The organism is Lactobacillus delbrueckii subsp. delbrueckii DSM 20074 = JCM 1012, from assembly GCF_001433875.1.
Classification (GTDB): Bacteria; Bacillota; Bacilli; order Lactobacillales; family Lactobacillaceae; genus Lactobacillus; species Lactobacillus delbrueckii.
This window is the reverse complement of the sequence record NZ_AZCR01000049.1, coordinates 525-11476: the sequence shown is the minus strand read 5'-3', so window position 1 is coordinate 11476 and position 10952 is coordinate 525. Positions and strand designations below refer to the sequence as shown.

General features: G+C 50.6%; 11 protein-coding genes, 3 tRNA genes and 3 pseudogenes. 15 read left to right on the top strand and 2 right to left on the bottom strand.

What is annotated here, in order from left to right; translation table 11 throughout:
* The first annotated feature begins 147 nt into the window (after window positions 1-147).
* From FD23_RS06740 to rpsI, 6 genes are all read left to right on the top strand, one after another.
* A complete protein-coding gene (locus tag FD23_RS06740) occupies window positions 148-996 on the top strand; it encodes an energy-coupling factor ABC transporter ATP-binding protein (protein ID WP_002878135.1) in 849 nt (282 codons plus the stop codon).
* Complete coding sequence (locus FD23_RS06735; RefSeq protein WP_052933553.1) at window positions 972-1835, top strand: energy-coupling factor transporter ATPase; 864 nt, start codon at window positions 972-974, stop codon at window positions 1833-1835. Before FD23_RS06740 ends, FD23_RS06735 begins: the two co-directional genes overlap by 25 nt.
* Window positions 1828-2625 (top strand): energy-coupling factor transporter transmembrane component T family protein, encoded by a 798-nt coding sequence (locus FD23_RS06730; protein WP_025895495.1) that lies wholly within the window; start codon window positions 1828-1830, stop codon window positions 2623-2625. Before FD23_RS06735 ends, FD23_RS06730 begins: the two co-directional genes overlap by 8 nt.
* Window positions 2625-3413 (top strand): tRNA pseudouridine(38-40) synthase TruA, encoded by a 789-nt coding sequence (gene truA, locus FD23_RS06725; RefSeq protein WP_003616967.1) that lies wholly within the window; start codon window positions 2625-2627, stop codon window positions 3411-3413. The genes FD23_RS06730 and truA overlap by 1 nt, the downstream gene beginning before the upstream one ends.
* Window positions 3414-3518: 105 nt before the next feature.
* On the top strand, window positions 3519-3962 hold the full coding sequence (gene rplM, locus FD23_RS06720) for a 50S ribosomal protein L13 (protein WP_002878124.1): 444 nt from the start codon (window positions 3519-3521) through the stop codon (window positions 3960-3962).
* Window positions 3963-3974: 12 nt separating this feature from the next.
* Entirely contained in the window at window positions 3975-4370 is a 396-nt protein-coding gene (rpsI, locus tag FD23_RS06715; RefSeq protein WP_002878121.1) for a 30S ribosomal protein S9, read from the top strand.
* 61 nt (window positions 4371-4431) lie between these two features.
* Here the strand turns inward: rpsI and FD23_RS10610 are convergent.
* Window positions 4432-4580 (bottom strand): annotated as a pseudogene (locus tag FD23_RS10610) (site-specific integrase); the annotation flags it as partial.
* 170 nt (window positions 4581-4750) lie between these two features.
* On the opposite strand from FD23_RS10610, the gene FD23_RS06710 reads away from it, so the two are divergent.
* Window positions 4751-5125 (top strand): periplasmic substrate-binding domain-containing protein, encoded by a 375-nt coding sequence (locus FD23_RS06710; protein ID WP_025895494.1) that lies wholly within the window; start codon window positions 4751-4753, stop codon window positions 5123-5125.
* Window positions 5126-5239: 114 nt separating this feature from the next.
* A complete protein-coding gene (locus FD23_RS06705; RefSeq protein WP_011678031.1) occupies window positions 5240-5863 on the top strand; it encodes an NUDIX hydrolase N-terminal domain-containing protein in 624 nt (207 codons plus the stop codon).
* Window positions 5864-5922: 59 nt separating this feature from the next.
* Here FD23_RS06705 and FD23_RS10605 read toward each other — a convergent pair.
* Window positions 5923-7081: pseudogene (locus FD23_RS10605) on the bottom strand (MFS transporter).
* A 102-nt stretch (window positions 7082-7183) separates the two neighbouring features.
* Here FD23_RS10605 and FD23_RS06695 point away from each other — a divergent pair.
* The 7 genes and pseudogenes from FD23_RS06695 (at window position 7184) to FD23_RS06670 (ending at window position 10932) form a co-directional block, all read left to right on the top strand.
* Window positions 7184-7675, top strand: a complete 492-nt coding sequence (locus FD23_RS06695) for a YbhB/YbcL family Raf kinase inhibitor-like protein (RefSeq protein WP_052933554.1) — start codon at window positions 7184-7186, stop codon at window positions 7673-7675.
* Window positions 7676-7773: 98 nt separating this feature from the next.
* Window positions 7774-7845: transfer RNA gene (locus tag FD23_RS06690), tRNA-Gln, on the top strand.
* A gap of 119 nt (window positions 7846-7964) precedes the next feature.
* Complete coding sequence (locus FD23_RS09920; protein WP_164477173.1) at window positions 7965-8135, top strand: hypothetical protein; 171 nt, start codon at window positions 7965-7967, stop codon at window positions 8133-8135.
* Between the two features lie 325 nt (window positions 8136-8460).
* Window positions 8461-9639: pseudogene (locus FD23_RS06685) on the top strand (aminotransferase class I/II-fold pyridoxal phosphate-dependent enzyme).
* Window positions 9640-9641: 2 nt separating this feature from the next.
* The gene (locus FD23_RS06680) at window positions 9642-10697 is read left to right on the top strand and encodes a PTS sugar transporter subunit IIC (RefSeq protein ID WP_025895548.1); all 1056 of its coding nucleotides are present in this window, start codon (window positions 9642-9644) and stop codon (window positions 10695-10697) included.
* Window positions 10698-10773: 76 nt separating this feature from the next.
* Window positions 10774-10855: transfer RNA gene (locus FD23_RS06675), tRNA-Tyr, on the top strand.
* A 5-nt stretch (window positions 10856-10860) separates the two neighbouring features.
* A tRNA-Gln gene (locus tag FD23_RS06670) sits at window positions 10861-10932 on the top strand.
* Window positions 10933-10952 lie beyond the last annotated feature (20 nt).

The window sequence follows — 10952 nt, the reverse complement described above, 5'->3', positions numbered from 1 at the left end:
TCTTCCTGCGGTTAATGGAACTATCGCGGAAAGCTTCCTAAGTCTCTCAGTCATTTACACAAGTTTTTATACTGAACCATTTTTTTTTGCGCTTTTTTACCCTGGCTTGATACAATAGAAGGAAATGACCAAATAGGTGGTGACGCGATGAGCGACAATATTATTTCTTTTGACCATGTGACTTTTACTTACCCGGACAGCCCGCGGCCAGCTGTGTCTGACCTCTCTTTTGCGATTGAGCGGGGAAGCTGGACGGCGCTGATCGGGCATAACGGCAGCGGCAAGTCAACGGTCTCTAAATTGATCAATGGCTTGCTGGCCCCAGATGATTTGGATAAGTCCTCTATTACAGTTGACGGGGTCAAGCTGGGGGCTGACACGGTTTGGGAAGTCAGAGAGAAGGTCGGCATTGTCTTCCAGAATCCTGACAACCAGTTTGTCGGGGCCACGGTCAGTGACGATGTTGCTTTTGGCTTGGAGAATCGGGCAGTGCCCCGGCCGGAAATGCTGAAAATCGTCGCTCAGGCGGTCGCTGACGTTGGTATGGCTGATTATGCTGACAGCGAGCCCAGCAACCTCTCAGGGGGGCAGAAACAGCGCGTAGCGATCGCCGGCATCCTAGCAGTCAAGCCCCAGGTCATCATCCTGGATGAATCGACCTCCATGCTGGACCCGGAAGGCAAGGAGCAGATCTTGGACCTGGTTCGGAAGATCAAGGAAGACAATAACTTGACGGTTATTTCCATCACCCACGACCTGGAAGAAGCCGCGGGGGCTGACCAGGTTTTGGTATTAGACGACGGCCAGCTGCTAGACCAAGGTAAGCCGGAGGAAATTTTTTCCAAGGTGGAGATGCTGGAGCGGATCGGCCTGGATATTCCCTTTGTCTACCGGCTTAAGCAGCTCTTGAAGGAACGGGGGATTGTGCTCCCGGATGAAATTGATGATGAGGAAAAGTTGGTTCAGAGCTTATGGCAATTAAATTCGAAAATGTAAGTTATGTCTACAGCCCTGGCTCACCGCTGGAGGCGATCGGCCTGGACCAGCTGAATTTCAGCCTAGAAGAGGGGAAGTTCATCGCTCTGGTTGGCCATACGGGTAGCGGCAAGTCGACCCTAATGCAGCACTTTAACGCGCTGTTAAAGCCCACCAGTGGCAAGATCGAAATCGCGGGCTACACCATCACCCCGGAGACTGGCAACAAGGGCTTGAAGGACCTGCGCCGCAAGGTGAGCCTGGCCTTTCAGTTTCCAGAGGCCCAGCTCTTCGAAAACACGGTTCTAAAGGACGTTGAGTATGGGCCAAGGAACTTTGGCTTCAGTGAAGATGAGGCCCGTGAGGCGGCCTTAAAATGGCTTAAAAAGGTGGGTCTGAAAGATGACTTGATTGAGCATTCGCCATTCGACCTGTCCGGCGGGCAGATGCGGCGGGTGGCCCTGGCTGGGGTTTTGGCCTATGAGCCGGAGATCATCTGTTTGGATGAGCCGGCAGCTGGCCTGGACCCAATGGGGCGGCTGGAAATGATGCAGCTATTTAAGGACTATCAGGCAGCCGGGCATACGGTGATTTTGGTAACCCACAACATGGATGACGTGGCAGATTACGCCGACGACGTTCTGGTTTTGGAGCATGGCCGCTTGATCAAGCATGCCAGCCCTAAGGAAGTCTTCAAAGACAGTGAATGGCTGCAAAAACACCACCTGGCTGAGCCCCGCAGCGCCCGTTTTGCCGCAAAACTTGATGCGGCTGGCTTAAAGCTGCCGAGCCAGCCTTTAACCATGCCGGAGCTGGCGGACGCGATCAAGCAAAGCTTGAAGGGGGGAGAGCATGAGTAAGATTATTATCGGCCGCTACCTGCCGGGGACGACCTTTGTCTACCGGGTAGACCCGCGGGCCAAGCTGCTGACGACTTTTTACTTTATCATCATGATCTTCTTGGCCAACAACTGGGTCAGCTATCTGGTGATCAGTATCTTCGGCCTGGCCTGCGTTTTCGCGACGGGACTGAAGGCCAGAGTTTTTTGGGACGGGGTCAAGCCAATGATTTGGCTGATTGTTTTCACCTCCCTTCTGCAGACCTTCTTCATGGCCGGTGGAAAAGTCTACTGGCACTGGTGGATATTTACCCTGTCCAGCGAGGGTTTGATCAATGGTTTGTACGTTTTCATCCGTTTTGCCATGATCATTCTGGTGTCAACAGTGATGACGGTGACGACCAAGCCCCTGGAAATCGCGGATGCCATGGAATGGATGCTGACGCCGCTCAAGCTCTTCAAGGTCAACCTGGGCATGATTAGTTTGGTGATTTCGATCGCCCTGCGCTTCGTGCCGACCTTGTTTGACCAGACGGTCAAGATCATGAATGCCCAGCGGTCCCGGGGTGCCGACTTTAACGACGGCGGCCTGGTCAAGCGGGCCAAGTCAGTTGTCCCGATGCTGGTGCCGCTTTTTATCGATTCTCTGGAAGTGGCCCTGGACTTGTCCACAGCCATGGAATCCCGGGGCTACAAGGGCAGTGAGGGCCGGACCCGCTACCGGATCCTGGAATGGAGTAAGGTGGACTTGATTCCAGCAGCCTACTGCCTGCTGTTGACAATTTTGATGATCACGACAAGGAAGCATTGATGACGAGCAGATACAAATTGACATTGTCCTATGACGGCCATGACTTTCATGGCTTCCAGTCCCAGCCGGGGCAAAGAACGATTCAAGGGACGGTAGAAGAGATTCTCAAGCGGATGACTAAGGGACAGGAGGTCCGGGTCTTCGGGTCAGGCCGGACTGATGCCGGAGTCCACTCAGTCGGGCAGGTAATCCACTTTGACTATCCAGGCAGGGAAATTCCGGCAGCCAACATGATCAAGGCCCTAAATTCCCAGCTGCCGATGGATATGGTTTTTACTGACTGTGAAATTGTGGATAAAGATTTCCACTCCCGTTTTTCCGTCAAGGGGAAGTGGTACCGCTACCGGGTCAGCCTGGACGGCTTCGTAAACCCCTTTAAGCGTTTTTACACAGGACACTACCCATATCCGGTAGATGTGGAAAAGATGCAAGAAGCCGCCAAGGACCTTCTGGGCCGGCATGATTTTACCAGTTTCGCGGCCAGCGGCGGGCAGATTGAGGATAAAGTCCGGGACATGTACTATGTCAACGTGGCCCTGGATGAAGAAAACAACGAAGTGATCATGGACTTTATCGCGACCGGCTTTTTGTACAACATGGTCCGGATCCTGGTGGCCACCTTGCTGGAGATCGGCAATGGCCGCCGGCCGGTGCACGACTTAAAGCGGGTGATCGCGGCCAAGAACCGGCTGGAGGTCCAGCAGACCGCCCAGGCCTGCGGCTTGTACCTCTATCATGTCTTTTACGAGGAAGTGCCAAGAAAATATCGGCTCGACCTTGATTTATAATTGACATTTTGGTATTTAGGACATATGATATAGGAGTATGTTTGTCCACGGTAGGCCCCGGAAACTTATTGTATTCAAACTACGAATTAAACGGAGGAATTTACATTGCGTACTACACCATTAGCAAAGACTAGTGAAATTGAACGTAAGTGGTACTTGATTGACGCTACTGATGTTTCATTGGGCCGTCTTTCAACTGTTGTTGCTACTATCCTTAGAGGTAAGAACAAGCCTCAATTTACCCCAAACGTTGACACTGGTGACAACGTCATCATCGTTAACGCTTCTAAGTTAAAGCTGACTGGTAAGAAGGCAACTGACAAGATCTACTACCACCACTCAGAATACCGTGGCGGCTTGAAGTCTGTATCAGCTGGCGAATTGCTTGCCAAGAACCCTGTTAAATTGGTTGAATTGTCAGTTAAGGGTATGCTTCCAAAGAACACTCTTGGCCACCAAGAATTCTTGAAGATGCACGTTTATGCTGGTGAAGAACACAAGCACGAAGCGCAAAAGCCTGAAAAGTTAGACATTAACAATTTGATCTAGGAGGTAGTTTAGATGGCACAACAAGCTGCATATGCAGGTACTGGTCGTCGTAAGGACGCCGTAGCTCGCGTTCGTTTAGTACCAGGCGATGGTAAGATCACTGTTAACAACAAGGATGTTGCTGACTACATTCCATTGCCAATCTTGGTTAAGGACCTTAAGCAACCTTTGACTTTGACTGAAACTGAAGGCCAATACGACGTTATCATTAACGTTAACGGTGGTGGTTTCTCAGGTCAAGCCGGTGCGATCCGTCATGGTATCGCCCGTGCCCTTCTTGAAGTAGACCCAGACTTCCGTGGTCCACTGAAGAAGGCCGGCTTCTTGACTCGTGACCCAAGAATGAAGGAAAGAAAGAAGCCAGGTCTGAAGAAGGCCCGCAAGGCTTCACAATTCTCAAAGCGTTAATCTGGATCGTCAAGAACGGCATCAGATCAGCGGTTTCGAGACTTCAAATGGTCAGAACAGATCATATCGAATCCAAGAGATTTAAAGCATCAGCATCTTGCTGGTGCTTTTTTTCTGCATCAATTTCAGATAATGTTTTTCAGTAGAAACGTGGGTATCTCTTAAGCTATGAAATGTGCTTGTAGGGATGCCTTTTTTAGATGTTACTTGTATTTTTGCTTAGTGGGGGTAAAATTGATATGAAATTAAATAAAAATGCTTACATTATATAAAACGGAAGTATAAAAAGTGCGATGAAAAAATCTTGACTAGTAAAGTTGCCAGAAGCATATTAGCGTTTATATTTATATTTTTTACGGGGTGGTCTGCCGCAGGTTAAGGTGGAAGTTAACAGCGTGCCATTCAAGACCCTGCTGAATCGCCTGGCCAGCCACAATTTCCAGCTGGGCCTGATCGACTGGATCGCCGACTTCGCTGACCCAATCTCCTTCCTGGACCTGTTTACGACTGGCAACAGCCAAAACGACGGGCAATGGTCAAACAGCGAATACGACAAGCTGATTGCTGACTCCAAGACCACCACGTCTGCCAGCCTGCGCTGGAGCGACATGAGCAAGGCTGAAGACATCCTCTTAAACGATGCCGGCATTTGCCCGCTCTACTACTCAACCAGCGTCATGCTGGTCCGGACCAGTGTCAAGAACGCGGTCTACAACCGGGGCAACTGGGACTTCAAGGAAGCCTACGTCAAATAATCGAGATCAAAGATAGTCAAGAAAGCAGATCTCCGGATCTGCTTTTTTGCGCAAAAATTTTTCCCTTTGAATATAATTAAGGCAGAAACAATTACAGCAGAAGGAAAAGAGGGCATAATGAAAAAAGGCGACAAATTGATTGACTGGGCCATGGAAATCCAAGCGATCGGGCAGACCGGCCTGGCCTACAGCAAGGACGTTTTTGACACGGAGCGCTACAGCCGCCTGCGGGAAATAGCCGCGGAAATGCTGGCGGAAAAAAGCGCGGTCAGTTATGACAAGGTCAAAGAGCTCTTTTGCAATGAAATTGGCTACCAGACTCCGAAAATCGCGACCAGGGCAGCCATCTTTAAAGATGACCAGATTCTCCTGGTCCAGGAAAAAGAAGGGCGCTGGTCCCTGCCCGGCGGCTGGTGTGACGTCGACCAGTCTCCGACTGACAACTGCGTCAAGGAGTGCCGGGAAGAGTCAGGCTTAACTGTCAAACCGGTCAAAATTATCGCAGTTCAAGACCACTTTAAGCACCATGGGTCGATCCACCCTTATGGGATTACCGATATCTATTATCTCTGCCAGTCCTTAGGCGGGGAATTCCAGGCCAACTCCGAAACCAGCCAGGCGGCCTGGTTTAAGGAAGATGATCTGCCACCTTTGGCAGAAAACAAGAACTCAACTGAACAGGTGAAGATGTGCTTTGCCGCGCACCGGGATGCCAACTGGCAAACTTTATTCGACTAAAAAACTCGCCGTGCGGCGAATTTTTACTATCTATTCATTTTTTCAGCTTTTGCCTATTTTTACTTCTTAGCAGCTAATTGCCGGCAGACCAGGACCATCAGAAGGCAGCTGAGCAAGCTGTAGAACCTGCCAAAGTAGGGGATGCTGCCGATCCCGGTCAAGCCTGCCGCTTGCGCTGCCGTAAAGGAGCCCAGGGAGATGACGACATTGGCAAAAATCGAGTTGAAGCTGGAGGCAAAGTCGATTGACTCGGGATATTCAGCCGCGGCCAGGTCCAGGAAATAAACCTGGGTGGAAGACCCGTACATGCTGTTGACGCAGCAGATGCCGACGATGCACAGGAAGGCCAGCCAGGACAGAGGCAAAAGGGGAGCCAAGAGGAAGAGCAGAACAGTCTGGATACCAAAGACCAAAGGCAGGAGCTTGATCCCGCCATGGTCGGCCAGAAAGCCCCCAGTCTTGTTGCCGGCAATAAAGGCCAAGCCTAGCAGCAAGAGCAGGACATTCAGCCAGCTCTTCGGGAAATGCATGTAGTCGGTGATCAAGGTCCGGATGTAGGTATAGTAGGTATACTGAGCCGCGCAGACCAGGATGATGGCCAGGAGGGTCAGCTGGATGTGCCAGTTGAACTGCTTATTGCCCTTGCTGGACTGGCTCTGCGGAGTGTCCCGGGGCACGAAGGCCAGTAAAAGGATAAAGGTTACGAGTGTCAGAAGCGAGATCATCCAGAAACTAGCATGCTAGGAAAAAGTCGTTGAGATCAAGGTCCCGATTGGCAGGCCGATGATGGAAGCAATCGAGAAGCCGGCAAAAATCCAGGAGAGAAGCGAGGCTCTTTTTTTCCAAGGGAGCCACGAAGTTGGCGATAACCAGGATCAGGGAAATAATCGCTCCAGCTGTCGTGGCTGACAGGATTCTGGACAAAAGCAGGCTGACATAGCTGTAAGACAGGGCCGTCCAGGTATTGCCGATAAAGAAGATCCCCATCAAAAAGAAGAGGAGCTGGTGGCGCTTGAAATACTTGGTCAGGGAAGTGACCAGGGGAGTGGCGACAGCATAAACCAGGGCAAATACGGTAACCAGGTAGCCTAAGCTGCTGAGGGAGGCATTTATTTCCCGGGAAATATCCGGCAAAACGTCGACGATCATATATTCATTGCAGCTCAACATGAAGGCTACGAAAACGAAGAGAAAGGCTTGAATTTTGTAACGTGACATGAGAAAACTCCTATAAAATACACCGTTAATTAGTTTAACAGAAAAAATGTTAAAATGAAGATGATGTATAGTAAGTCTTGAGTAAAGAAAGCAGGTTTAACCATGCAGATTCAAGTTAAATTGGATAAGGGCTATTTGCCCGATGAATATGCCAAGTATGCTAGCGTTAAAGAAGCCGGCAACCCGGTAGTGTCTTTTCCTTTTACCCTGACGGACCTGCCGGAAGGGACCAAGTACCTGGCCTGGTCCTTGGTCGACTATGATTCCATTCCGGTCTGCGGCTTTGCCTGGATCCACTGGCTGGCCAGCGACGTGCCAGCTGTCAGCGAAATTCCAGCTGACTTCAGCCGGACGACGGATACGCCCCAGGGTTACAATAGTACTGTTTCCCGCTTTTTAACCGATCCAGAAGAAGTGCATACGGGCTATATCGGGCCGACTCCGCCGGACAAGGACCACGACTACCGCTTCCGGGTTTACGCTTTAAGCGAGAAACTGGACCTGGAGCAGCCTTATTACTACAATGAATTCTTGCGTGCCTTAAAGGGCAAGGTTTTGGCTAAAAGCCAGGTCGACCTGACGGCCCGGGTTTAAGGGAAAAGATTTTTAGAAAAAGTTACCGAAAACTGTTGACCAAAGCTAGGAAATTAGGTAATATATCATTGGTTGAGCGATCAGCTCACAAGTAAGATTGCGTTATAGCCAAGTGGTAAGGCAACGGTTTTTGGTACCGTCATGCGCTGGTTCGAATCCAGCTAACGCAATAAGCAAGGCCAGGCCGGAAGGCTTGGCCTTTTTTACGTACCAAAAAAGTAGGTCAAAAATCTGGTAAAATGGAAAATAACTTTTGTCGTTAGATTGATTTTAAGAAAAGAGGCAGCAAATGGCTGGAAAAGAACAAGAAGCGGAGAAAATTCAAAAGCTGCTGGGCCAGCTGGAAGAAGAAATTTCCTTGAGCTACTTCCTTAAGCCCGGAACAATCACAGTCGGCCGTGACCTCCTGCAGGCCATGCAGGACCTGTTGGCTAATCCTGAAAGTTGGGAAGAAAATTAACATATCGCGCTTGAGTTTAATTTGTCCTTAATATATAGTTAAAGCATCAAATGTTGAGAGAGGACAAGAATCATGAACGCTTTAATCAGCAAGAACGCGAAATTCTTTAGCTTTTATTACTGGAACTAGCTTGCATCTGTGGATGCAAGTTTTCAAGCAAGAACATGCATCTGCAGTTTCAATAATAAGAGTTTTCTCAGCATTTTTTGAAACGGCAGGAATCAGGATCCGGCGGTTTCAAGAACACGCGCATTAGCAGACTTTGGTAATCGTGGATCATCTGATCCGCGATTTTTTTGTTTTTACGGTAGCCAAGGAGGACACCATGGTTGATTTAACTAAGCACTTTAAGCAGGGAGTAGCGGAAGTAAAGTCTTCAGCTATTCTGAATTTTGCCAACTATACGAGCCAGTACCCGGACATCGTCAAGTTCACGGTTGGCGAGCCAGACTTCAATACCCCGGACCATGTCAAGACGGCTGCCATTAAGGGGATCGTGGACAACCACTCCCACTACGCTCTTTCAAACGGGACGCCAGGCCTCAGAAAAGCCGCGGCAGACTTCCTGGCCCGGCATTACGACATGCACTATGAGCCAAGCGAAATCATCGCTACCAACGGGGCAACGGAAGCCATCTACACGGTCATGTCTGCCATCATCAACCCAGGCGACGTGATGGTCCTGCCAACCCCGATCTTTCCTTTATATATTGCTGACGCGGCCCTGGAAAAAGCTGAAGTTATCCAGATCGACACTTCCCAGACCAGCTTCAAATTAACGCCAGACCAGCTGCAAGCAGCCGTTGACGAATACGGCGACCGCCTCCGGATTCTGGTCATGAACTACTCGACCAACCCGACTGGAGTCATGTACAGCCAGGAAGAGCTGGATGCTTTGGCGGCAGTAATCAAGGACCGGCCAACTTTTGTCCTCTGCGACGAAATCTACAGTGAACTGAACTACGAGCAATAGCACGCCTCAATGGCCAAGTCCCTCAGAAGCCAGGCTATCGTTTTAAACAGGGTCTCCAAGTCCTGGGCCATGACCGACTACCGGATCGGGATCATGGCGGCTCCCCAGGAAATCACTGACCAGCTGGCCAAGGTCCACCAGTTCATCACCACGACTGAACCGACCCCAATGCAGGACGCGGCCGAGGAAGCTTTTAAAAACGGGGACAGGGATGCCCGGAAAATGAAGGCCGCCTTCAAAGAGAGCCGGGACTACCTCTACCAGGCTTTGACGGAAACCGGCTTTGAAGTGGTCAAACCGCAGGGGGCCTTCTATATCTGGGCCAAGAGTCCAGCCGGTCTTAACCAAAAAGACACGGAATTCGTTTATGAGCTGGCTGACCAGGCCCATGTCGGGGTTTGTGCCGGTTCCTGGTTCGCCAAGGGCGGTCAGGGCTGGCTCCGCTTCTCCTACGCGACGGCACTGGACGAAATTAAAGAAGGCGTAAGCAGAATCAAGAAATTTGTCGAGGAAAATAAGAATGGAAAATAAGAATGACGGAAAGTAAAGAAACAAACGGCCTTAAGCAAGGCACGCTGAACATTTTAAACGGGATCGGACTCGGGGTCATTGCTGCCCTGGTGCCGGCCGCGATTTTAGGCCAGCTGATGAAGGCCCTCTTGGGTGTAGCTCCGGCTTTTGCCCAGACGGTCATCAACATCACTACTTTTACCCAGAGCCTGCTGGCGGCCATGGCCGGCTTCTGCGCGGCCTACCTCTTCCAGATGAACATGATCCAGATGTGTTCGGTCGCAGCAGCGGCCATGATCGGGTCTGGCGCGGTTATTTTTAAAAACGGCTTGATCATGGTCGCCGGGACTGGTGACGTTATCAACATCGGCTTGACGATCACCCTAGCCATTCTCTTGATCAAATTGATTGGCAACAAGCTTGGTTCCTACACGACCATTCTCTTGCCAATCATCGTCTTGGTCGTTGGCGGCGGGATCGGCCTCTTGGTATTGCCATACGTTAAAACCGTGACCACTTTTATCGGCATGATCGTCATGGCCTTTACCAAGCTGCAGCCGCTCTTGATGGGTGTCTTGATCGGGATGTCCTTCGCGGCTATGATCGTGTCCCCGATTTCTTCAGTTGGGATCGCGGTGGCGATCGGCTTGACCGGGGTTGCCTCCGGGGCCGCCAACCTTGGCATCACTGGGGCGGCCTACACTTTGGGGATTATGAGCTACAGCGTCAACGGGATGGGGACCACCTTGGCCCACTTCATCGGGACGCCAAAGATCCAGATGGCCAATATGCTGGAGAAGCCGAAGCTTTTTGTCCCGGTCCTGCTTTCGTCTGCTTTGTCCGGTCTTCTGGCCGCCATCTTCAACCTGCAGGGGACGCCTAATTCCGCTGGCTTTGGCTTCAGCGGCCTGATCGGACCCCTGGCGGCTTACGCCAAGATGACGCCAGGCTGGGGGAGCATCATCCTGTTGACGGTTCTCTACGTCGTTTACCCAGTTGCCTTGGGCTTCTTCATGCGCTGGCTCTTCATCGACCGCTTGAGCTTTGCCCAGGCAGAGGACCTGCGCCTGGAAGTTTAAGCCAAAAAGTAAAAAAAATCGCCAAAAAACCTTGCACTTGCCCTGTTTTTTTGTTAATATAATAGCGTACTTCAACGGAGGAATAGCGAAGTGGCTAAACGCGGCGGTCTGTAAAACCGCTCTCTCTGAGTTCAGTGGTTCGAATCCACTTTCCTCCATTGATTGCGTTATAGCCAAGTGGTAAGGCAACGGTTTTTGGTACCGTCATGCGCTGGTTCGAATCCAGCTAACGCAATTATTCTAAAGAACACCCAA